This window comes from Pseudonocardia xinjiangensis (genome assembly GCF_050948425.1).
GTDB lineage: Bacteria > Actinomycetota > Actinomycetes > Mycobacteriales > Pseudonocardiaceae > Pseudonocardia > Pseudonocardia xinjiangensis.
The window spans coordinates 1,600,188-1,621,953 of sequence record NZ_CP192009.1 but is presented as its reverse complement, the minus strand read 5'-3'; the positions used below and the strand labels follow the sequence as shown (position 1 = coordinate 1,621,953).

The 21,766-nt window shown below is 73.6% G+C and carries 18 protein-coding genes and 2 tRNA genes; 14 read left to right on the top strand and 6 right to left on the bottom strand.

The window, feature by feature from the left end; all coding sequences use genetic code 11:
• Positions 1-6: 6 nt before the first annotated feature.
• Positions 7-684 carry a DUF2461 family protein gene (locus tag ACQPZA_RS07755; RefSeq protein WP_433279612.1) on the bottom strand — a complete coding sequence of 226 codons (678 nt, stop codon included), beginning with the start codon at positions 682-684 and terminating at the stop codon, positions 7-9.
• Between the two features lie 143 nt (positions 685-827).
• Here ACQPZA_RS07755 and ACQPZA_RS07750 point away from each other — a divergent pair, with 143 nt between their 5' ends.
• The 10 genes from ACQPZA_RS07750 (at position 828) to ACQPZA_RS07705 (ending at position 14,582) form a co-directional block, all read left to right on the top strand.
• Positions 828-1,559, top strand: coding sequence for a response regulator transcription factor (locus tag ACQPZA_RS07750; protein WP_407692202.1), 732 nt, complete (start codon positions 828-830; stop codon positions 1,557-1,559).
• On the top strand, positions 1,556-3,046 hold the full coding sequence (locus ACQPZA_RS07745) for a sensor histidine kinase (RefSeq protein WP_344017157.1): 1,491 nt from the start codon (positions 1,556-1,558) through the stop codon (positions 3,044-3,046). The genes ACQPZA_RS07750 and ACQPZA_RS07745 overlap by 4 nt, the downstream gene beginning before the upstream one ends.
• A gap of 132 nt (positions 3,047-3,178) precedes the next feature.
• A complete protein-coding gene (locus ACQPZA_RS07740; protein ID WP_433279611.1) occupies positions 3,179-5,212 on the top strand; it encodes an ArnT family glycosyltransferase in 2,034 nt (677 codons plus the stop codon).
• Between the two features lie 89 nt (positions 5,213-5,301).
• Positions 5,302-6,558, top strand: coding sequence for a glycosyltransferase (locus ACQPZA_RS07735; protein WP_433279610.1), 1,257 nt, complete (start codon positions 5,302-5,304; stop codon positions 6,556-6,558).
• Positions 6,555-8,534 carry an ArnT family glycosyltransferase gene (locus ACQPZA_RS07730; protein WP_433279609.1) on the top strand — a complete coding sequence of 660 codons (1,980 nt, stop codon included), beginning with the start codon at positions 6,555-6,557 and terminating at the stop codon, positions 8,532-8,534. The genes ACQPZA_RS07735 and ACQPZA_RS07730 overlap by 4 nt, the downstream gene beginning before the upstream one ends.
• Before the next feature lie 138 nt (positions 8,535-8,672).
• Positions 8,673-10,304, top strand: a complete 1,632-nt coding sequence (locus tag ACQPZA_RS07725) for an AMP-binding protein (RefSeq protein ID WP_433279608.1) — start codon at positions 8,673-8,675, stop codon at positions 10,302-10,304.
• A 64-nt stretch (positions 10,305-10,368) separates the two neighbouring features.
• Positions 10,369-11,268, top strand: a complete 900-nt coding sequence (locus ACQPZA_RS07720; protein ID WP_433279607.1) for a sucrase ferredoxin — start codon at positions 10,369-10,371, stop codon at positions 11,266-11,268.
• A gap of 11 nt (positions 11,269-11,279) precedes the next feature.
• Entirely contained in the window at positions 11,280-12,428 is a 1,149-nt protein-coding gene (locus ACQPZA_RS07715) for a hypothetical protein (RefSeq protein ID WP_433279606.1), read from the top strand.
• Positions 12,429-12,486: 58 nt separating this feature from the next.
• Entirely contained in the window at positions 12,487-12,996 is a 510-nt protein-coding gene (locus ACQPZA_RS07710; protein ID WP_433279605.1) for a PH domain-containing protein, read from the top strand.
• Positions 12,993-14,582, top strand: coding sequence for a PH domain-containing protein (locus tag ACQPZA_RS07705; RefSeq protein WP_433279604.1), 1,590 nt, complete (start codon positions 12,993-12,995; stop codon positions 14,580-14,582). The genes ACQPZA_RS07710 and ACQPZA_RS07705 overlap by 4 nt, the downstream gene beginning before the upstream one ends.
• A 13-nt stretch (positions 14,583-14,595) precedes the next feature.
• Here the strand turns inward: ACQPZA_RS07705 and ACQPZA_RS07700 are convergent, their stop codons facing one another.
• Complete coding sequence (locus tag ACQPZA_RS07700) at positions 14,596-16,167, bottom strand: helicase HerA-like domain-containing protein (protein WP_433279603.1); 1,572 nt, start codon at positions 16,165-16,167, stop codon at positions 14,596-14,598.
• 101 nt (positions 16,168-16,268) lie between these two features.
• On the opposite strand from ACQPZA_RS07700, the gene orn reads away from it, so the two are divergent.
• The 3 genes from orn (at position 16,269) to ACQPZA_RS07685 (ending at position 17,173) form a co-directional block, all read left to right on the top strand.
• Positions 16,269-16,892 (top strand): oligoribonuclease, encoded by a 624-nt coding sequence (gene orn, locus ACQPZA_RS07695; RefSeq protein WP_169398215.1) that lies wholly within the window; start codon positions 16,269-16,271, stop codon positions 16,890-16,892.
• A 47-nt stretch (positions 16,893-16,939) separates the two neighbouring features.
• Positions 16,940-17,015: transfer RNA gene (locus tag ACQPZA_RS07690), tRNA-His, on the top strand.
• Between the two features lie 82 nt (positions 17,016-17,097).
• Positions 17,098-17,173: transfer RNA gene (locus tag ACQPZA_RS07685), tRNA-Lys, on the top strand.
• Between the two features lie 79 nt (positions 17,174-17,252).
• Here ACQPZA_RS07685 and ACQPZA_RS07680 read toward each other — a convergent pair.
• Entirely contained in the window at positions 17,253-18,191 is a 939-nt protein-coding gene (locus tag ACQPZA_RS07680) for an alpha/beta fold hydrolase (protein ID WP_433279602.1), read from the bottom strand.
• 240 nt (positions 18,192-18,431) lie between these two features.
• Positions 18,432-19,061 (bottom strand): hypothetical protein, encoded by a 630-nt coding sequence (locus tag ACQPZA_RS07675; RefSeq protein ID WP_433279601.1) that lies wholly within the window; start codon positions 19,059-19,061, stop codon positions 18,432-18,434.
• A 253-nt stretch (positions 19,062-19,314) separates the two neighbouring features.
• On the opposite strand from ACQPZA_RS07675, the gene ACQPZA_RS07670 reads away from it, so the two are divergent.
• Positions 19,315-19,854: a DinB family protein gene (locus ACQPZA_RS07670; RefSeq protein ID WP_433279600.1), complete on the top strand. Its 540-nt coding sequence runs from the start codon at positions 19,315-19,317 to the stop codon at positions 19,852-19,854.
• A 9-nt stretch (positions 19,855-19,863) separates the two neighbouring features.
• On the opposite strand, the gene ACQPZA_RS07665 is transcribed toward ACQPZA_RS07670, so the two are convergent.
• Positions 19,864-20,727: a hypothetical protein gene (locus ACQPZA_RS07665; protein WP_433279599.1), complete on the bottom strand. Its 864-nt coding sequence runs from the start codon at positions 20,725-20,727 to the stop codon at positions 19,864-19,866.
• Between the two features lie 107 nt (positions 20,728-20,834).
• Positions 20,835-21,671, bottom strand: a complete 837-nt coding sequence (locus ACQPZA_RS07660) for an alpha/beta fold hydrolase (protein WP_433279598.1) — start codon at positions 21,669-21,671, stop codon at positions 20,835-20,837.
• Between the last annotated feature and the right edge of the window lie 95 nt (positions 21,672-21,766).

Genomic DNA, 21,766 nt, shown 5'->3' with positions numbered 1-21,766 from the left:
GGGCGGTCACGCCGGGGCCGGCTGCACGGGCCGGGGCTGCGGCTCGACGCGCTCGGCCGCACCGACGTGCTCGTCGAGCCAGGCGACCACCGGGGCCGCCGCGTGCCACTGCGCCCGCACCCACGCCAGCGGTTCGCGGGTGGCGAGCCAGGGGCCGGCCGGCCGCGACCGGGTGAGCTGCAGCCCGCGCCGGCGCAGCAGGACGATCCGCGGGTGGTCGGCCCGGACGCCGCGCGGCGCACCGACCAGGGGACGGCCGGGGTCGAGCGCACCCTCGCCGACGCCGGCGAGCAGCCCGGCGAGCTCCTCCCCCGCCGTGCCGTGCACCGCGGTGCGGTAGCGCCGGAGCTGGCTCGCGTCGAACGACCAGTGCCCCGCCGTCACCGACAGTGCCGTGGCCGACAACACGACGGCGAGCGCGCAGCCCCCTGCGCTGGTGGCCACCCCACCGGTGTCGGTGCGGTACGGCGGGGCGTCCGGCCGGAACCGGCGGTTGACCACCGGGCGCAACACGCGGACCGGCCCGAACTCGGGTTCGAGCTCCCCGGCGAGCGCCTTCATCGGGGCGTGCACCGCGGCGGCGTGCCGGTGGCGCTGCGCCACCCAGAACTCCCGGCTGTTGTCGGCGGTGATCTCGGCCAGGAACGTGGTGGCGTCGGCAGGCCAGCCGTCGAACGCGTCCATCTCGCCCTCCTCGGGTACGGTCGATCGCACGTGATCGATGCGCACTTGGACGACGCGACGGCCGTTCCGGTTCCACAGCGGGCACACAGGTTTCGCCCATCGGCGCCACAGTCCCGCGCGCGACGCTGGCTAGCATGTCGACGATGAGGGACCAGGCCACGGCGTTGCGGCGGGCCGACGGCAGCGCGATCCGGATCCTGGTCGTCGATGACGAGGCCTCACTCTCCGACCTGCTGTCGATGGCCCTGCGCTACGAGGGCTGGGACGTCCGCACCGCCGCCGACGGGAGCTCGGCCGTCCGGGGCGCGCGCGAGTTCCGGCCCGACGCCGTCGTCCTCGACGTGATGCTGCCCGACTTCGACGGCCTGGAGGTGCTGCGCCGGATGCGCGCGGAGACCCCGGACGTGCCGGTGCTGTTCCTGACGGCCAAGGACGCCGTCGAGGACCGGATCGCCGGGCTCACCGCGGGTGGCGACGACTACGTCACCAAGCCGTTCAGCCTGGAGGAGCTGGTGGCCCGGCTGCGCGGGCTGCTGCGCCGCTCCGGGATGGCCGCGGCCCGGCAGGGCTCCGAGCTCGTGGTGGGCGACCTCGTGCTGGACGAGGACAGCCACGAGGTGCGCCGGGGCGACGCGCCCGTCGAGCTCACCGCCACGGAGTTCGAGCTGCTGCGCTACCTCATGCGTAACCCCAAGCGCGTGCTGTCCAAGGGGCAGATACTGGACCGCGTGTGGAACTACGACTTCGGCGGCCAGTCCAACGTGGTCGAGCTCTACGTGTCCTACCTGCGGAAGAAGATCGACGCCGGGCGTCCGCCCATGATCCACACCGTGCGCGGCGCGGGCTATGTGCTCAAACCGGCGGCCGGGGGGTGAGGAGCCGCTCGCTGCGGACGCGACTCGTCGCGACGCTGCTGCTGCTCCTCGCCGTTGCGACGGCCGTGGTCGCGCTGGTCACCGTCCTCACGCTGCGCGGCTTCCTCATCGGCAGGCTCGACGGGGACCTGCGGGTGTCGAGCAGGGTGCTCGCCCGCGTCGACTCCGCGGGCAACCCGCTGCCCCTGCCCAACCTCGGGGACCGGCCCGGCCTGCGGCCGCCCGACAGTCTCAGCGCCGTACTGCGCCACGGCCAGGTCGTCTCGGCGTGGGTGTACACGCGTGACGGGGCGGTGCAGCCGGTGTCCCCGATGGAGTTCCCCGACCTGACCACCGTCGTCGTGGACCACCCGCCGGTGAGCGCCGACCTGGGCTCGCTGGGCGTCTACCGGCTCGAGGCGCTGCCGGGCCCGGACGGCAACGTGATCATCACGGGCCTGTCCGAGCGCCAGGTGCAGGACACCGTGGCGCGGCTCGTGACGACCGAGCTGATCGTCGCGGCGGTGACGCTGCTGGGGGCGGGCCTCGCCGGGGCCGTGCTGGTGCGGCGCGAGCTGCGGCCGCTGGAACGGGTGGCGGCCACGGCGCGGCGGGTGAGCACGCTCCCGCTGGACCGGGGCGAGGTCTCGCTGGTCGAGCGGGTGCCTGCCGCCGACCCGCGCACCGAGGTGGGTCAGGTCGGCGCGGCCCTCAACCACATGCTCGACCACGTCGGCGCGGCGCTGGAGGCCCGCCAGGACAGCGAGACGCGGCTGCGCCAGTTCGTCGCCGACGCCAGCCACGAGCTGCGGACCCCGCTGGCCGCGATCCGCGGATACGCCGAGCTGAGCAGGCGGGGCGAGCTGCCGGCCGACGCGGAGTACGCACTGGTGCGGATCTCCGCGCAGTCCGAGCGGATGACCACGCTCGTCGAGGACCTCCTCCTGCTCGCCCGGCTCGACGCCGGTCGCCCGCTCGAGCGCCGCGAGGTCGACCTCACCCGGCTCGTCGTCGACGCGGTGAGCGACGCTCACGCCGCCGGTCCCGGCCACCGGTGGCAGCTCGCGCTCCCCGAGGAGCCGGTGACGGTGCCCGGGGACGCCTCGCGGCTGGCCCAGGTGCTGGCCAACCTGCTGGCCAACGCCCGTGCCCACACGCCGCCCGGCACGGCCGTGACCGTCGCACTCGCCCTGGAGGCCGACGGCGCCCGGCTGGACGTGGTGGACGACGGGCCGGGCATCCCGCCCGAACTGCTGCCCCACGTGTTCGAGCGGTTCGCGCGCGGCTCCTCGTCGAGGTCACGGGCGAACGGCAGCAGCGGGCTGGGGCTCGCGATCGTCCACGCGGTGGTGGCGGCACACGGCGGATCGGTGTCGGTGTCGAGCGTCCCGGGCCGCACCGCGTTCACCGTGCACCTCCCCAGCGTCCCGCCCGCCCGGACGACGCCGCTGCGCGTGGTGCACCCCGGCCCCGTACCCGCGCCGGTACCACTGCCGCGCGGACGCTGACCGGCGGACCGCCCGTGCCGGGCGGACGGCAGATCGTCGCTGGTCCGAACGGTGACCGCGGCCGCTCAGTCACAGCCGCCCCACAGGTTCCGCACCGGGACGGCACAGCCCGGGGCACCACCCTCGGCCCATGTGACCACGACGCTTCCGACCGCGGTCGACCCGCCGCGCACCGCACCTCCCCCGTCGCGTCCCGCGTCCGGAGCCCGGTGGGCGGCGCTGTCCGTGCTGCTCGCCGCTACCGCAGTGCTCTACCTCTGGGGGCTGTCCGCGTCGGGCTGGGCCAACTCGTTCTACGCCGCGGCGGCGCAGGCCGGTGGCGTGAGCTGGAAGGCGTGGTTCTTCGGCTCGTCGGACGCCGCCAACTCGATCACGGTCGACAAGACGCCCGCGGCGCTGTGGGTGAGCGGGCTGTCCGTACGGATCTTCGGGCTGAGCAGCTGGAGCGTCCTCGTCCCGCAGGCGCTGATGGGGGTGGCCTCGGTCGGGCTGCTCCACGCCACGGTGCGGCGCACCGCCGGGACCGCAGCCGGGCTGCTGGCCGGTGCGACGCTCGCGCTCACCCCGGTGGCCGTGCTGATGTTCCGGTTCAACAACCCCGACGCGCTGCTCACCCTCCTGCTCATCGGGGCGGCGTACGCGACGCTCCGGGCGGTCGAGGGCGGCCGGACGCGCTGGCTGGTGCTGGCGGGGGCACTGGTCGGGCTCGGCTTCCTCACCAAGATGCTGCAGGCGTTCCTCGTGCTGCCCGCCCTCACCGCGGTGTGGCTGCTGGCCGCCCCGGTCGGGGTCGGGCGCCGGCTGCGGGACCTCGGGCTCGCCACCGTCGCACTGGTGGTCACAGCCGGTTGGTGGGTGCTGGCCGTCGAGCTGTGGCCTGCCGGGTCGCGGCCCTACATCGGCGGTTCGCAGCACAACAGCGTGCTGGAGCTCGTGCTGGGCTACAACGGCTTCGGGCGGCTGACGGGCGACGAGGTCGGCAGCGTCGGCGGCGGTGCGGGCGGCCGGACGGGCGGCTGGGGTGAGACCGGCCTGACCCGGCTGTTCGACGGCGAGCTCGGCGGGCAGGCGTCGTGGCTGCTGCCTGCGGCGCTGGTGCTGCTCGTCGTGCTGCTCTGGCGGACCCGCGCGGCCCCGCGCACCGACCGGCTCAGGGCGGCGGCCGTGGTCTGGGGCGGGTGGCTGATCGTCACCGGCGCCGTGTTCAGCCTGATGGCCGGGATCTTCCATCCCTACTACCTGGTCGCGCTCGCGCCGGCCATCGCTGCGCTCGTGGGGATCGGGGCAACGGTGCTGTGGCGGGCGCGGGCCACGGTCGCACCGCGGGTGACGCTGGCCGCGGTCGTGGCGCTGACGGCGGCGTGGGCGTTCGTGCTGCTGCAGCGGACCCCGCAGTGGCAGCCGTGGCTGGCGCCCGTGGTGCTGGCGGCAGGTGCGGTCGGCGCGGTGGGCCTGCTCGCCGTGCCGCGGCTGCCGCGAGCGCTCACGACGTGCGTCGCGGCCGTGGCCGTGCTGGCCTCGCTCGCCGGGCCGGCGGCGTACTCGCTGATCACGGCGGCCGTCCCGCACACCGGCGCCATTCCCTCGGCGGGGCCGGTGGGCACCGGTCTGCGCGGCTTCGGCGGCAGGTGGCCGGCTGCGTTCGGCCGACCCGGGCAGTTCCCGGGGTTCGGGGCCGAGGCGGGCCGGTTCGGTACCGGCCCGGGTGCCGCACCCGCCGGCCCGGCCCACCGGGCCCGACCGCACCGGGACGCGCCGCCCGGCAGCGGGTTCGGCGGGTTCGCCGGCCTGGCGTCCCTGGTGGGGTCGCCGACACCGCCGGCCGACGTCGTGACGCTCCTGCAGCGCGACGCCGCCGCCCACACGTGGGTGGCCGCCGCCGTCGGCTCCAACAGCGCCGCCGGCTACCAGCTCGCGACCGGCTCGCCCGTGATGGCGGTCGGCGGATTCAACGGCACGGACCCCTCTCCCACGCTCGAACGCTTCCAGCAGCTCGTGGCGCAGGGGCAGGTGCACTGGTTCATCGGCGGCCGCGGGTCGGACGACACCACGAGCGGGGGCAGTGACCAGGCCGGGCGGATCGCCACCTGGGTGGCGGCCACCTTCCCCTCGACCACCGTCGACGGCACGACGCTCTTCGACCTCACGGCACCGGTGGCGCCATGAGCACCGTCACTCCGGGGTCGACCGGACACACAGCTGTTCCACATCAGCGCCACAAGGCCGGGACAGCGCCTCCCCCGACGGTCGAGACCATGAGCGTCGACAGTGCGCCGCACCCCGTTCCCGGGGGACCGCAGGCTTCTCCCGTGCTCGACGTGGTCGTGCCGGTGTTCAACGAGGAGGCCGACCTGGCGCCGTCGGTCCACCGGCTGCACACCCACCTCACCGAGCAGTTCCCCTACCAGTTCCGGATCACGATCGCCGACAACGCCAGCACCGACGCGACCCCGCGCATCGCCGCCGAGCTCGCCGCGCAGCTGCCCGGCGTGACGGCGCTGACGATGGCGCAGAAGGGCCGCGGCCGGGCGCTGCACGCCGCCTGGACGGCGTCCGACGCGCAGGTGCTCGCCTACTGCGACGTCGACCTCTCCACCGACCTGGCGGCCCTGCTCCCGTTGGTGGCGCCGCTGATCTCCGGGCACTCCGACCTCGCGATCGGCACCCGGCTCGGGCGCGGCTCCCGGGTGGTGCGCGGCGCCAAGCGGGAGCTCATCTCCCGCGCCTACAACCTGCTCCTGCACGGCGCGCTGGCCACGCGGTTCTCCGACGCCCAGTGCGGCTTCAAGGCGATCAGGGCCGACGTCGCGCAACGGCTGCTGCCGCTGGTGGAGGACACGGGCTGGTTCTTCGACACGGAGCTGCTCGTGCTCGCGGAGCGCAGCGGACTGCGCATCCACGAGGTGCCCGTCGACTGGGTCGACGACCCGGACAGCCGGGTCGACATCGTCGCGACGGCGCTCGCCGACCTCAGGGGCGTGGTCCGGCTCGGCCGGGCGCTCGCCACCGGGCGGCTGCCCGTGCAGGAGCTGCGCGGGCAGCTCGGCCGGGGAGCACTCTCCGGCCCGGAGGTCGCAGGCGTGCCGAGGGGACTGCCGGGCCAGCTCGTCCGCTTCGCGGCGATCGGCGTGGTCAGCACCCTGGCCTACCTGGTCCTCTACGCGCTGCTGCGCGACCCGCTCGGCGCGTTCGGCGCCAACCTCGTGGCCCTGGTCGTCACCGCCGTCGCCAACACCGCGGCCAACCGCAGGCTGACGTTCGGAGTCCGCAGCGGCGCGGGGGCCACCCATCAGCTCCAGGGCCTGATCGTGTTCGGACTGGGGCTCGTGCTCACCACCGCCGCGCTGGCCGCGCTGGCGCACTGGGCGCCGGGGGCGAGCCACACCACCGAGCTGATCGTGCTCGTCGCCGCGAACGGGGCGGCGACGATCCTGCGTTTCGTCGCGTTCCGCTCGTGGATCTTCCGTTCGCGCCGCCCGGCAACCCCCACCGTCGAGGAGATCCGGACATGACCACCACCCTGGCCCCCGCCGATCCGGCGCCCGTCGCGTCAGTGCCGCCCAAGAGACGGCACGAGCGGCTCGCGCTGGGCGTGCTGCTCGCCGCCACCGCGGTGCTCTACCTGTGGGACCTGGGCGCGTCCGGCTTCGCCAACAGCTTCTACGCGGCGGCCGTCGAGTCGATGACGCGCAGCTGGAAGGCGTTCTTCTTCGCCTCCTTCGACGCGGGCAACATCATCACGGTCGACAAGCCGCCTGCCGCGCTCTGGGTGATGGCACTCTCCGGCCGGATCTTCGGGTTCTCCTCCTGGAGCATGCTGGTGCCGGAGGCGCTCATGGGCGTCGCGACGGTGGCCCTGATCTACGCCGCGGTACGCCGGGTGTCCGGGCATCGGGCCGGGCTGCTCGCGGGCGCGGCGATGGCGCTGACCCCCGTCGCGGCTCTGATGTTCCGGTTCAACAACCCCGACGCGCTCCTCGTGCTGCTGATCGTGGCCGCGGCGTACGCCACCGTCCGCGCGGTCGAGGTCGCCGGCACCCGGTGGCTGGTGCTGGCCGGCGCGCTCGTCGGCTTCGCGTTCCTGGCGAAGATGGGCCAGGCCCTCGTCGTGGTCCCGGCACTGGCGCTGGCCTACCTCGTGGCGGCGCCCACCGGCTTCTGGCACCGGATCAGGCAGCTCCTCGCGGCGGGGGTCGCGCTCGTGGTGGCGGCCGGCTGGTGGGTGGCGACCGTCGAGCTGTGGCCTGCGGCCGACCGCCCGTACATCGGCGGCTCGCAGACCAACAGCGTGCTCGAGCTCGCGCTCGGCTACAACGGCCTCGGCCGGATCTTCGGTGGCTCCGGGGACCCTGGCGGGCACCGGAGTGGTACCGGGCGGGCGCCCGGTGCAGGCGATGCCGTCCGGGACCGGATGGCCCACGGAGCCGGTGGTGGCATGCCTCCCGGTGCCGACATGGCCCACGGCGCCCACGGCGCCCCCGGCGGAGGCGGCTTCGGCGGCGGGGCCGGGCTCGCCCGCATGTTCGGCACCGATGTCGGCGCGCAGGTGTCGTGGCTGCTCCCGGCCGCGCTGGCCCTGCTGGTGATCGGGCTCTGGCTGACGCGGCGGGCGCCGCGCATCGACCGCACCCGCGCCTCCCTCGTGCTGTGGGGCACCTGGACGGTCGTGTCGGCCCTGGTCTTCAGCCTGGCCGAGGGGATCTTCCACTCCTACTACACGGTGGCGCTCGCCCCGGGGATCGCGGCGCTGGTCGGGATCGGTGGATACGAGCTGTGGCGCCGCCGCGGCTCGTGGGCGGGACGTCTCGCGCTCGCGCTGGTCGTGGCCGGGACGGCGGCGTGGGCGGTGGTGCTGCTCGACCGGTCCCCGGAGTTCCTGCCGTGGCTGCGCTGGGTCGTGGCCGCACTGGGCGTCCTCGCCGTGCTCGCGCTGCTGGTGCCCGTCTCCGGACGGCGCCGCTGGACCGTCACGGCGACGGTCGTGGCGCTGTCGGTACTCGTCGCGCCCGCCGCCTACGCCGTGGACACCGCGGCGACCCCGCACACCGGGAGCCTCCCGGCAGCGGGACCTCCCAGCGGTATCGCGGCCTACTTCCTCGACCAGCTGCACAAGCGCCCGGATGCCCTCCCCCTGGGGATCGCCGCGATGGTCGGAGGGCCCGCGCAGGGGACCGACCCGGAGCTGGTCTCCCTCCTGCAGCACGCCGGTACCGAGTGGTCGGCCGCCTCCATCGGGTCCCAGGTCAGCTCCCAGCTCGCGCTGGCGAGCGGCACGACCGTGATGGCCATCGGCGGGTTCTACGGCTCCGACCCCGCTCCCACCCTCGAACAGTTCCAGCGCTACGTCGCCGCAGGCCAGGTGCACTACTTCTTCGCGGGCGGGTTCGGTGGCGAGCGGTCCCCGATCGCGACGTGGGTGCAGGACAACTTCTTCTACAGCACGATCGGCGGCCAGACGGTCTACGACCTCACCCGGCCCACGCACTGATCGCCCGGAGGAGGAGGTTCGTCCGGTGAACCGCCTTCTGCACCCCATCCGGATCGTCCCCTTTGGACAGGTCTTCACGAGCTGCGTCGGCCTGACGGCGGACTGCGGGGCAGGCCCCGGCGCTGCCAGACTGGGCCGGTGATCGATGTGTTCACGCGGGTACTGGGGTCGATGCGGGCGGGCGCCGAACAGGTGGCCGGTTCGGGCCGGGCGATCGTCGCCCTGAGACGCTCCGGGGTGGTCCGGATCGAGCGCCCCGACCGGCTGTTCGGGATGGGCCTCGGCCTACTGCGCTACCGGTTCACGATCGCGGCCGCGTACGTGGTGGGCGCCGCCCGCCACCCCGACCGCATCGCGGTCATCGACGAGGAGGGCGCGGTCACCTTCGGCGAACTGCACCGGCGCACCGACGCGATGGCGCGGGGCTTCGCCGACGCGGGCGTCGGCCCGGGCGTGCGCGTCGGGGTGCTGTGCCGCAACCACCGCGGAGCGATCGAGGCCCAGGTGGCGGTCGGCAAGCTGGGCGCCGACGTGGTGCTGCTCAACACGGGACTCTCGGCGGGACAGCTCAAGGAGGTCGCGGCCGAGCTGGAGCTGCACACCGTCGTCGCCGACCCGGAGTTCGACGCGGCGCTGGCCGGGCTCCCCGCCGACTGCCCGGTCGTCCACGACCTGACACAGCTCGACGGCACCGGTGCACTGCCGCGGCGCCCCCGGGTGGGCCGCACGATCGTCCTGACCTCCGGCACCACCGGCACCCCGAAGGGGGCCCGTCGGCCGCCGCCGCGCAGCCTCGCCCCCGCGGCGGCGATCCTCTCGACCATCCCGCTGCGGGCCGCCGAGCCGGTGCTGATCGCCGCTCCGCTGCTGCACACCTGGGGCTACGCCGCGCTGCAGCTGGCCGCGCTGCACGGATCGCCGGTGGTGCTGCGGCGCAAGTTCGACCCCGCCGAGTTCCTGCGCGTCGTGGAGGAGCAGCGTTGCGAGGCCGTGTTCGCGGTGCCCGTGATGCTGCAGCGGGTGCTGGAGCTGCCCGCCGCGCAGCTCGACGCCGCGTGGACGCAGCACCGGCCGCGAATCGTGGCCGTCAGCGGGTCGGCGCTGCCGGCCGAGCTGGCCACCACGTTCCAGGACCGCTTCGGCGACGTGCTCTACAACCTCTACGGCTCCACCGAGGTGTCCTGGGTCAGCATCGCCTCCCCCGCCGACCTGCGCGCCGCACCCGGCACGGCGGGCCGGGCCCCGGCCGGCACCCGGCTGGTCATCCTCGACGAGGACGGCAGGCCGGTACCGACCGGGACGGAGGGCCGGGTCTTCGTCCGCAACGACATGCCCTTCGAGGGCTACACGCGCGAGGGCGCGGACATCGAGCGGACCGGGGGGATGCTCGGCACCGGCGACATCGGCAGGCTCGACGAGGACGGCAGGCTGCAGCTCACCGGCCGCGCCGACGACATGATCGTCTCCGGCGGGGAGAACGTGCACCCCGGCCCCGTGGAGGATCTGCTGACCGCCCGGCCGGAGGTGCGGGAGGCCGCCGTGCTGGGCGTCCCGGATGCGCAGTACGGCCAGCGGCTGGCCGCGTTCGTGGTGCTGGAGCCGGGCGCCTCGGTCGACGCCCACGACGTCCGCGCCTGGGTGCGCGGCGAGCTCGGGCGCTTCTCCGTGCCCCGGGACGTGGAGTTCGTGGACGGGCTCCCGCGCAACGCCACCGGCAAGGTCGTGCACCGTGAGCTGCGCGGGCCCGACAAGGACGCCGATCTCGTATGAGGGCCGGTCTCGGATGAGGGAGTCACCCGCCTGAGTTAGGGCAGGCTTGGATATGGTCGGCGCAATGGACGCGGCAACGGAGACGGGAGAGCGGTGCGCGGCACTCGCCCGCTCCCTCGACGAACCACTGGCGGCCACGGCCCCGGTCGCGCCCCGTTGGGTGTGCGTCGAGCATCGAGGTGCGTGGCCGCAGAGCGTCGAGAACCATCCCGACCCCACCGTGGCCGCGTTCGCCGCCCACGCCGCCGCCACCGGATGGCGTCTGCTGCTGGTGCGGCGCCCGGGTAGGCGCGGTGACGGTCCGGCGCGGGTGTACCTCACCGACACCGCTCCGGCCACCGCGCGCACCACGCTGCTGACGGTGGCCGGCCCGTCGGAGCTCGGGGACGTGGTCCTGCCGGCCGCGGGCGCGCCGCTGCCGGGCGGCACGGTCACCGATCCCCTCCTGATGGTGTGCACCCACGGCAGGCGCGACCGCTGCTGCGCCCTCGACGGCCGGGCGCTCGCACTGGGGCTGATGGAACTGGGCGGTGTGGACGTCTGGGAGTGCAGCCACCTCGGCGGTCACCGGTTCGCCCCGACCGCGCTCGTGCTCCCCACCGGTTACGCCTACGGGCGCCTCGACCCGGCGGCCGCGGTCGCGGCGCTCAAGGCCGCGGGCTCCGACGAGGTCGAGACGGCGCTGTGCCGGGGCCGCTCGACGTGGTCGCCCGCCGGCCAGGTGGCCGAGCTGGCCGTGCGCGCCGCCACCGGGCTACGGGACGCGCATGCGCTCGAGGTGGCCGACGACGCACGCAACGCCGACGGCGGCACCGTCGTCGTCAGTGCCCGGGACGGGCGGCGCTGGGCCGTCGACGTCGCCGCCGCGGAGGGTTCCGCGCCCCGGCCGGCGTCCTGCGGAGCCGACGCGCTGCCCTACACCGCCCTGCGCGCCACGGAGGTGCGCCCGCTCGACGGGCGGTAGCGTCGGTCTCCGTGATGTGCGCTGCGGCCGCGGCCGTGGAGGCGTTGTTCGCGCCGGACCCGCGGGTGGCCGAGCATCCCGCCGTGCGCTCCGCCGCCCGCATCGCCGCCGACGTCCTCTTCCCGCACGCCGTGGCGGCCGACGACCCTGCCCGCGGCGTCGATCCCGCGCATCCCGCGCTGCTGGCCCGGCTCGGGCTGCTGTCGGTGCGGATCCCGGTGGCCGAGGGTGGCCACGGCGCCGACGAGCGGGTGGACGCCGAGACCGTCGAGCTGACCAGCGGAGCGTGCGGGGCCACCTGGTTCGTCACCACCCAGCACCGCTTCCCGCAGGCGCTGTCCCGCGGCCCGCTCCCCGGGCTCGCACCGGAGGCCATCACGCTGGGTCCCGCCGCCGAGCGCCACCGCGCCGGTCTGGCGGCGGCGAGCACCGCCGCCGGCATCGCGATCGCCCACATCCGGCGGCCGGGGCCACCCGCGGTGCGGGCCGAGCCCCGGGGGAGCGGGTGGACGTTCTCCGGCACGGCCGACTGGTGCACCGGCTGGGGCCTGATCGACGTCGTCATGATCGCCGCGACCACCCCCGACGACCGGTTCGTACTGGCCCTGCTGCCGGCCTCGGAGCGCCCCGGCCTGCGGGCCGGGGCGCCGCTGCCGCTGGCCGTCATGGGTGGGACGCGCACCGTCGCGCTCGAGATGGACGGCCTCGAGATCGGCGCCGACGACGTGCTCGCCACCCTCGACGTCCCGGCCTGGCGGGCCCACGACACCGCCCGCACCGCGAACACCACTCCCGCCTCCCTCGGCCTGCTGCGCCGCCTGCTCGGCGCGCTGGCCGAGCTGGGGACCGCGAAGGACCGCCCGGCGGCGGTCGAGCTGGCCATGACACTCGCCGAGCGCGCCGCTCACCTCCGCAGCGTGGCCTACGCCCTGCTCACCGTGCCGGTGGCGGAGCGGGTGCCCGAGCGCACCGCGGTGCGCGCCGAGGTCACCGAGCTGACCGTCCGCACCGCGAACGCGCTGATCGCGGCCCGTTCGGGCAGCGCGCTGCTCCTGACCAGCCCGGAGCAGCGCTGGGCCCGCGAAGCGGCGTTCCATCTGATCCAGGCGCAGACCGCCGGGGTCCGCACGGCCCAGCTCACGGCGTTCGGCCGCCCCTGAGCCCGTCGTGGCCGCGCCGTGCTCGCGCCCGGGTGGCGATCACCGGCAGACTCCTGCCATGGCCACCGCCGTCCCCACCGCTCTCCCGCTCCGACCACCTGCCCACCAGGTGAGCCCGCGCGCCGTGCGGTGGTGGCAGCTGCGCGCGCTGGTGACGCTGGTGGTGCTCGTCGCGCCGCAGATGATCGTGCTGGTCGCGATGGGCGGGAGCGCCCCGGGATGGCTCGCCTGGACCGCCGGTGCGACCGCCGCGGTGACCCTGGTCTACACAGTCGTCGTGCCGCCGCTGCTCTACCGGATCCACCGCTGGGAGGTCACGCCGGAGGCCGTGTACACCCTGTCGGGCTGGCTGGTCCGGGAGTGGCGGATCGCCCCCATCTCGCGGGTGCAGACCGTCGACACCGAGCACGGGCCGCTGCAGCAGCTGCTCAAGCTGGCCAGTGTCACGGTCACCACGGCCTCGGCACGCGGCCCGGTGAAGATCCACGGCCTGGAGGACCACGCCGCGGCCGAGCTGGCCCGCATGCTCACCGAGACCACCCAGGCCACCCCGGGTGATGCGACATGACGTCCGACACCGACGCGCGCCCCGCCGTCGAGACGCCCTGGCGGCGGCTCGACAAGCGGATGCTCGTGGTGGGCCCGCTCGGCAGCCTGGTGCGGTTCCTGCCGGTGGCGCTGATCGTGCTCGTCACCGGACGCGGGGGCGACCCGATGCGGCTGTGGTTGCCCGTCGCGATCGGGGTGCTGGCGATCCTCGCCGGCGTGGTGCGCTGGCGCACCACGCAGTACCGGATCACCGCCGAACGCGTCGAGCTGCACAGCGGGTGGCTGCGCCGCCAGCAGCGCTCGGTGCCGCGCGACCGCATCCGCACCGTCGACCTCACCGCCAAGCTCCTGCACCGCATCTTCGGGCTCAGCGTCGTGCAGATCGGCGCCGCGTCCGGGTCCACCGCGGAGTCCTCCGGGCTGAGCCTTGATGCGGTGACCACGGCGGAGGCCGAGCGGCTGCGCCGGGAGCTGCTGGACCGTTCCCGGGTGGCCGGTCCCGCCCCGGCCGGAGACGCCGTCGCCGACCCGCCGCGCCCACGAGCCACGGAGCTGGCCCGGCTGCGCTGGTCCTGGCTGCGCTTCGCGCCGTTGACGTTCTCCGCGATTGCCGGCGTCGGCGCGGTCGGCGCGGCCGTGTTCAACCTGTTCGACGACCTCGGCCTGAACCCGCGCGACATCACGGCCGTCGACGACGCCACCGAGCGGCTGACCCACACCCCGATCTGGCTGACCGTCGTGGTGCTCGCGGCGGTCCTGGTGGCCGTCGCGGTGGTCGGGGCCATGCTGCTGTTCGCGGAGCGCTGGTACGACTACCGGCTCACCCGCGAGGCCGCGGCGGACGGCTCCGCCGGCATCGCGTCCGGTGGCGCGGGCATCGGCACCGGCACGCTGCACGTCCGGCGCGGGTTGCTCACCCGGCGCTCGCTGTCGGTGTCGGAGCAGCGGCTGCGGGGTGCGGAGGTGGTGGAGTCGCTGCTGCTGCGCGCCGGGCGGGGCGCGCAGTGCAAGGCGCTTTCCGCCGGCCTGTCCCGGGACGCGCAGGGCGGGGCGCTGCAACCGCCGTGCCCCCGCGACGAGGCCCACCGGGTGGCGTCGGCGGCGCTGCGCGAGCACCCGCAGGAGATCACCCTCGCCCTGCTGCGCCGGCATCCGCGGGCTGCCCTGCTCCGGCGCATGACCCGGGCGCTCGGGCCCACCGCGGTGCTGGTGGCGGGCGTCTTCGCCGCCGGGGCGGCCGTGCCCGGCCTGGCGTGGCTCGGCCCGCCGAGCCTGCTGCTGCTCCCGCTCGCCGCGCTGCTCGGCCTCGACCGCTACCGCAACCTGGGCCACGAGCTCACCAGCCGCCACCTGGTGAGCCGGCAGGGCTCCGTGCAGCGGCGGACCGTCGCCCTGCAGCGGGCCGGTGTGATCGGCTGGACGTTCCGGCAGAGCGTCTTCCAGCGCCGGTCGGGGGTGGTGTCGGTGGAGGCGATCACGGCGGCGGGCGCGGGCGGCTACACCGTGCTCGACGTGGGCGCCGCCGACGGCGCGGCGCTCGCCGACGCCGCCGTCCCACACCTGCTCACGCCGTTCCTCGCGACGGGTCCCGAGTCTGGGTCCTAAGCCTGGGTCGCTGTCAGCGACGCCGGCGGGTGCGGGTGCCGAAGAGGCCACGGGTGATCTCGCTCCCCAGCGCACTCGCCGCGGACCGCAGGAACGACTTCACCACGGGCGAGCCGAGCACCTCCGCCACCACACCCGGGTCCTCACGCTCCGGGCGCCGCTCGGGCGCCGGGGGCGGCGGGACGGCGACCGGCGGGGCCTCGGGCGCCGGGGGCGGCGCGGCGATCTTCGCGGTGAGGATCTCGTAGGCCGACTCGCGGTCGACCGTCTGCCCGTACTTCCCGTACAGCGGCGACGCCTTCGCCGCTGCGGTGACGGCGTCGCCGCCGATCGCGCCCATCAGCGAGCGCGGCGCGCGCATCCTGGCCCACGCGACGGGAGTGGGCGCGCCCCGCTCGGAGAGCACCGTGACGATCGCCTCACCGGTGCCCAGCGAGGTGAGCGCCTCCTCCATGTCGTAGTGCTTCGTGTTCGGGTAGGTCCGGACGGTCTTGACCAGCGCGGCCTGGTCGTCGGGGGTGAACGCCCGCAGTGCGTGCTGGACCCGCGCGCCGAGCTGGGAGAGCACCGCGTTCGGGACGTCGGTGGGCAGCTGCGTGCAGAAGAAGACCCCGACGCCCTTGGACCGGATCAGCTTCACGGTCTGCTCGATGCGTTCCAGGAACGCCTTGGACGCGTCGGTGAACAGCAGGTGCGCCTCGTCGAAGAAGAACACGAGCTTCGGCTTGTCGAGGTCGCCCGCCTCGGGGAGATCCTCGAACAGCTCGGCGAGCAGCCACATGAGGAACGTGGAGTACAGGCGCGGGTTGCCCGCCTGGTCGGACAGCTCCAGCAGCGTGACGACGCCCCGGCCGTCGACCTGCCGGAGGAGGTCGGCCGGCTCGAACTCCGGCTCGCCGAAGAAGTCCTCCCCACCTTGGGCCTCCAGGTTCACCAGTGCCCTCAGGATCACCCCTGCCGTTGCCGGGGAGACCCCGCCGATGCCCTTCAGGTCGGCCTTGCCCTCGTCGCTGGTCAGGTGCTGGATGACCGCGCGCAGGTCCTTGGTGTCCAGCAGCGGCAGGCCGCGCTCGTCGGCCCAGTGGAAGATCAGCCCGAGCGTGGACTCCTGGGTGTCGTTGAGGTCCAGCACCTTCGACAGCAGGATCGGCCCGAACTGCGTGATCGTCGCCCGGATCGGGACGGCCGAGCTGGTGCCGCCGAGCGACAGGAACTCGACGGGGTACGCGGTGGGCGTCCAGTCGTCGCCGGTGTCCCGGGCCCGCGACTCGATCTTCGGTCCGGGCTCGCCGGGCCGCGCCATCCCGGACACGTCGCCCTTGATGTCGGCCAGGAGTACCGGGACCCCGGCGGCCGAGAGCTGCTCGGCGATCCCCTGCAGCGTCTTGGTCTTCCCGGTGCCCGTGGCGCCTGCCACGAGGCCGTGCCGGTTGAGCGTGGCGAACGGGATGCGCACCCGCGCCGCCGGATCGACCACCCCGTCGACGACGACCGCGCCCAGCTCGAGGGCCGCCCCCTTGGTGGCGTACCCGGCCGCGATCTCACGTGCTGCAGGGCTCTGATCAGCTCCGACGGTGTTCTCCACGCGGCCGGAGCGTAGCCGGGTCACCCGTTCCCGGACGGATGAAACGCGACTCACGGCGCGCGACGGGCAACGGTGGCGGCGCCGGGCCTAATGTTTCGGGGATGAACGACCGTCTGGTATGGATCGACTGCGAGATGACCGGGCTGGACCTCCAGCGCGACGCCCTCATCGAGATCGCCGTGCTGGTGACCGATGCCGACCTGAACGTTCTCGGCGACGGGGTCGACGTCGTCATCCATGCCGACGACGAGGCGCTGGCCGGGATGCCCGACATCGTCCGCGAGATGCACGCCCACTCGGGACTGACCGAGGCCGTGCGGGCCTCGACCGTCACCCTCGCCGAGGCCGAGCAGCTAGCGCTGGACTACGTCCGCGAGCACGTCCCGGAGCCACGAACGGCCCCGCTCGCCGGCAACTCCATCGCCACCGACCGTGGGTTCCTGGCCCGCGACATGCCGGCCCTCGACGCCCACCTGCACTACCGGATGGTGGACGTCAGCTCGGTGAAGGAGCTGTGCCGTCGCTGGTTCCCCCGGGTGTTCTACGCGAAGCCCGAGAAGGGCCTCGCGCACCGGGCACTCGCCGACATCGAGGAGTCGATCCGCGAGCTCGAGTACTACCGACGCACCCTGTTCGTCCCGCAGCCCGGACCGACGTCGGAGCAGGCTCAGGCCGCTGCTGCGCAGGTCGCAGGCCCCGCGGGAACCCGCTTCGATCCGGCGTAGCGGCCACGCTAAGCTGTTGAAGGTCCCGGCCGAGGCCGGGGTCCATGGTGGGTGTAGCTCAGCTGGTAGAGCACCTGGTTGTGGTCCAGGAAGTCGCGGGTTCAAGTCCCGTCACTCACCCCATGCCGCGGCCCCCGCCGCACGGCGCGTCTGGATGAACGTGTAACGTTCTTCCTCGGCGCCGGGCGGTAGGGCGCCACGGCAGGCGCCGCTAGCTCAATAGGCAGAGCAGCTGACTCTTAATCAGCGGGTTGGGGGTTCGATTCCCTCGCGGCGCACCAGCTCCACCAGGGGCCCGGTCTTCGGACCGGGCCCCTGACTGCTTTCTGTGACAGCAGCGTTCTGTCACAGCAGCGACCCTCACGAGTGCGCGTGCATCCCGGTGAAGGCCAGGAGATGTTCGGCGGTCAGTGGCGGATCCTCGAGCATGGGCGAGTGGCCGACACCGGGCAGCAACGTGACCCTCGCGCCCGGAACCGCGTGGTACTCGGCGGCGGACGAGGCCCGCCATCTGCGGTCGTCCTCGCCGAAGATCACCAGCAACGGCTTGCCGACGGCGGTCAGCCGCTCGGGGAGCGCGCGCTGTTCCAGGTAGTCGTCGACGGCCTGCGACGTCGCGGTGAACGCGTGGTAGGTCGTGGCGCGCACATCGTCGACGAGCTGTTGAGGGATCTCGTAGCCGGCGCGGCTGAACCCGGTGCTCAGACCCTGTCGGAGCAGGCTGTCTGTCCGCAACCGCCACAGCAGCTGCCCGACGACCGGGGTGAACATGAGCTGCCCGGCGACCCCGTTCGAGATGAAGGCCTCCAGGCGCGGTCCGGTGTTGACGAGCGCGAGCGCGGTGACCAGGTCGGGTCGTTGCTCGGCGAGGGCGGTGGCGACCGAGCCGCCGCTGGAATGACCGACCACTGTGGCGCGCCTCACGCCGAGCCGATCCAGCGCCGCCCCGACCCGGGCTCCCTGCTCCGGGATCCCGTAGCCCCCGCCGGCCGGTTTGGCCGACCGGCCGTACCCGAGCAGGTCGATCCGGATGACCCGATGGGACCTCGCCAGCATCGGGACCAGCGCGTCCCACCAGCGGGTCGACCCGGCGAAGCCGTGGATCAGGACGAGTGCCGGGGCATCGCCGGGGCCGTCCTGGCTCACGTGGATGTTCCCGCCGTCGAGAGGCAGGGCCGGACTCCAGGCGGCCTCCTCGTCCTGGCGCGCCACCACCACCGCATTGACCAGAAGCAGCCCGACGACCGCGAGGACGGTCGCTGACGCGATGACCCGGCGCTGTCGACGGCCTTGGCTCATGAGCCCACAGTCGCCGTCCACACGAGCCGGTGGCTTGGACAAATGTTCCACGGTGAGATCGACGTGGGCGTGGTTCTCCCCGTGACGAACAACGCTGCTGTCGATCTCGCGCGTGGGGGCGGCTCGTGTCGCCGAGCACCCAGGCCGGCGACTCGCATCTTCGTCACCCGAACGCCAACGGCCTGGTCACCCGGACCGAACTGAAGGACGGCACAGCAACCCGCCCCCGGCACCGGCGCGCTACGCCGCGGGCGGTTCGCAGATGGCGTAGGCATAGAAAACGCGCGGCTCGGTCGGCGGGTCGTCGGAGATCCAGGTGATCCGTAGACCTTGTCCATCGTCGGTGTACTCGGAGACCGAGTTATCGGCATTCTCGATCGTCGACCACCCGGCCCCCGCCGAGACGAGGTTCCAGTCCGCGGGGCAAGCCCGAGCAGCCTCGAATATGACCTCGCCGTTCTGGACGTCGGCCGGAATCGACCGATCCCAGAAGAAGACGGACTGGCCGTCGGACGCCTCGACGCGGTCAGCAGGAGGGGTCTGTCCCTCGTCCGGGGGTGGAGTGGTGGTGGGAGCCGGGGACGGCGTGGTCGGTGGCGCGGGAGCGGCAGCCCTTCCACCGTCACCAACATTGATGCAGTTGCCGTTCTGCTCCTGACTCACCAGCGGCAGAACCGCCCCGACGGGTGCGGCCGGCAGCACATCGACGTCCTGGTCGAAGCGGCAGAGGTTGACCTGGTTCTGCTGGACACCGGCGCCCTCGAAGGAGAACGACGTAGTGCCGCGGTCGTCGTTCGCGAACGCCAATGGGCTCAATGTGAGCATTCCGGCAGCGGCGGCGGTCGCCACGATTCCGACCTTCTTCGGCACTGCTGTCTCCTCAGGCGGGCCGACAGTTCCCTGTCGACGCTCAGATTCAGCACGCAGTGCCGGGGAGCCTGCGCACACGCGCAACCTACAGAACGGCCAGACCTGCCAACCAACGACAGCAGAATGTCAACGTAAGTCCACACGAAAGTGGGGGTACCGGGGTCGGCGCGGTCATCCCGTGAGCGTGGTTTTCCTCGTGACGAACAACGCTGCTGTCGATCTCGGCGCTCGGCCCGCCGTAGATTCGCCGTCCATGATCGATCGTGACGAGCAGGGCCGCCCGGAGCCTCCGCTCGGGGCGGACGAGACCGCCACCCTCCTGGGGTTCCTGGACTTCCAGCGCGCGACGCTGGCGTGGAAGTGCGCGGGGCTCGACGCAGCCGGTCTGGGGGCCACGGTCGCCGCCTCGTCGATGACCCTGGGCGGGATGCTCAAGCACCTGGCCTACGTCGAGGACCACTGGTGCTCCCGGGCGCTGCACGGGCGCGACCCGCACCCGCCGTGGGACACCGTGGACTGGAAGTCCGACCCCGACTGGGGCTGGCGCTCGGCCGCCGAGGACACGCCGGAGCAGCTCCGTGCGCTGTGGGAGGCCGCGGTGGACCGGTCCCGTTCCGGGGTCGCGGAGGCGCTGGCCGACGGGGGCCTGGAACGGCCGGCCCGGCGCACCTGGCCCGACGGCCGGGCACCCAGCCTGCGGTGGATCCTGCGTCACCTCGTCGAGGAGTACGCGCGGCACAACGGCCATGCCGACATCCTGCGGGAGTCGGTGGACGGGCTCACCGGGGAGTAGTCACCGGCCTCACCCGCCGTACTTCGAGTTCGCCATCCCGATCGGTACCCCGAAGTGCCTGGTCATCCGGTCGGCGACGGTGGTCATCCAGCGCACGGCATCGGCACGCTGCAGCCCGGCGCGCACCTTCTTGCTCATGTAGCGCCCGGACTTGTCGTTGATCTCGAAGCGCTCCAGCTCGGCGTTCCAGAGCAGCTCGCCCGAGACCCTGGCCGGCTTGACCTGCGTGCGACCGAGCGACTGGAAGCCCGCCGCGATGGTCGGATGTCCCGACGAGTTCAGGCGCAGCTGGAGCTCGTCCATGGTGAGGGTGGGGTCCTTCTCCTGCATGGCCGTGAGGAGCCTGGCCCATTCCTCGTCCTCGACAACCGTGGTGATGTCCTCGCTGCCCATCAGGATCTCGCCACGGGCGCCCACCGAGAAACACCAGACGGCGCTCTTGCCCCGGTCCAGGAGGAGCCCGGGAGGGAAGTTCTCCAGCCGGTACCACACCGGGTTGAGCCGGACGTCGCCGTCCTCCGCGAGCTCGGACTCCTCCTTGACCCGGTGCGGTCCCACCAGTGGCCCGTACTCGTGATCCAGGCGTTGCCGTCGGCGGGCCGCCATCGTGGCGCCGAGGTCCGCGTCCCTGGACGACCCGAAGAACGCCCGCTGCACCGGCCGGGTGCGAGGCACCGTCGTCGGCTCCGGCTCCACTCCCGGCACCGCGCCTGCCCGCTGCAGGCCGATCAACCGGGTGACGGCGAGGTTGCCGGCCGACCGCTGCAACATCGCGATGTCCATCGGTGCCAGGGAGCGCTGCCCGCCCACCTTGCGCCGTCGAGAACCGTGCCCGTGCCCGACAGGACGGTCGTACTGACTGCGGTCGTGCACCCGATCCACCCCATGCTCCAGCCGTCACGCTCGTCGTCGAGCACTGGTGTCCCAGAGTGGAGCGGGCGCACCTCAGTGCGACGAACGAGACATGAACGCGCAGAGAATCATCGATGCTCGCCCCGTCCTGGGAGGAAGTCGAGCAGCAACTCGTTCACGCGCTCCGGCGCGTCCAGCTGCATCCAGTGGCCCGCGCCGTCGATCCGCTCGTACCGCCACGGGCCGCTCGCGTAGTTCTCCGTGCCGACCATCCCGGCCTCGACGAGGTACCGGTCGCCGGTGCTCCAGAGGCCCATGGTGGGCACCGGGGGCAGCGGCGGGGAATCGTCCATCCGCGCGAGCAGCACCTCGGGCGGGACGCCGGTGCGGTAGATCGCCAGCGAGGCGCTGAGGGCCTTCGGGTCACGCATGCGCTCGACGACCTCGTCGAGGTCGGGGTGGGTGGCGATGAACTCCCGGAGGTTCCGGAACTCGTCCTGGCTGAGCCACTGCTCCGCCACGCCGCGGAACTGGAACAGGAGCATGTACCAGGACTTCTCCCGCTGCTCGAGCCCGCTGCCGTAGAAGGCGGCCGCATGCCCGACCGACATGCAGGTGAGGCTGCTGGTCAGCACGGGCGCCGCCATGGCGACCTGTTGCACGAGGGCCGAGCCCCAGTCGTGCCCCACGAGGTGCGCCTTCTCGACATCGAGGTGACGCAGGAGACCGATCAGGTCGCCGACGTGGTCGCCGACCGTGAGCCGCGCCAGGTCCTCCGGTTTGCCGGAGGCGCCGAAGCCCCGCAGGTCCGGGGCGACGGTGCGGTAGCCCGCGGCGTTGAGCGCAGCCACCTGGTGCCGCCAGCAGGCGTGGGTGTCCGGCCAGCCGTGCACGAGGAGCACCGTGGGGCCCGCGCCGCTGATCTGCACGTCGAGCTCGACGTCGTTGACGGTGATGAGGGTCATGCCGCTCCGATCGCTGGGAACTCGGTGGGTGAGCGGACAGAGGCCGCCGGCGAATCCGCACCGGCACGCGCACCACCCGACCCAACCTCGCACGG

What these genes read in the sequence shown, in the direction of transcription:
- ACQPZA_RS07755 (WP_433279612.1), bottom strand. Translation starts at nt 684, where the DNA reads ATGGACGCGTTCGACGGCTGGCCTGCCGACGCCACCACGTTCCTGGCC.
- ACQPZA_RS07750 (WP_407692202.1), top strand. Translation starts at nt 828, where the DNA reads ATGAGGGACCAGGCCACGGCGTTGCGGCGGGCCGACGGCAGCGCGATC.
- ACQPZA_RS07735 (WP_433279610.1), top strand. Translation starts at nt 5,302, where the DNA reads ATGAGCGTCGACAGTGCGCCGCACCCCGTTCCCGGGGGACCGCAGGCT.
- ACQPZA_RS07730 (WP_433279609.1), top strand. Translation starts at nt 6,555, where the DNA reads ATGACCACCACCCTGGCCCCCGCCGATCCGGCGCCCGTCGCGTCAGTG.
- ACQPZA_RS07720 (WP_433279607.1), top strand. Translation starts at nt 10,369, where the DNA reads ATGGACGCGGCAACGGAGACGGGAGAGCGGTGCGCGGCACTCGCCCGC.
- ACQPZA_RS07710 (WP_433279605.1), top strand. Translation starts at nt 12,487, where the DNA reads ATGGCCACCGCCGTCCCCACCGCTCTCCCGCTCCGACCACCTGCCCAC.
- ACQPZA_RS07705 (WP_433279604.1), top strand. Translation starts at nt 12,993, where the DNA reads ATGACGTCCGACACCGACGCGCGCCCCGCCGTCGAGACGCCCTGGCGG.
- orn (WP_169398215.1), top strand. Translation starts at nt 16,269, where the DNA reads ATGAACGACCGTCTGGTATGGATCGACTGCGAGATGACCGGGCTGGAC.
- ACQPZA_RS07680 (WP_433279602.1), bottom strand. Translation starts at nt 18,191, where the DNA reads ATGAGCCAAGGCCGTCGACAGCGCCGGGTCATCGCGTCAGCGACCGTC.
- ACQPZA_RS07670 (WP_433279600.1), top strand. Translation starts at nt 19,315, where the DNA reads ATGATCGATCGTGACGAGCAGGGCCGCCCGGAGCCTCCGCTCGGGGCG.
- ACQPZA_RS07660 (WP_433279598.1), bottom strand. Translation starts at nt 21,671, where the DNA reads ATGACCCTCATCACCGTCAACGACGTCGAGCTCGACGTGCAGATCAGC.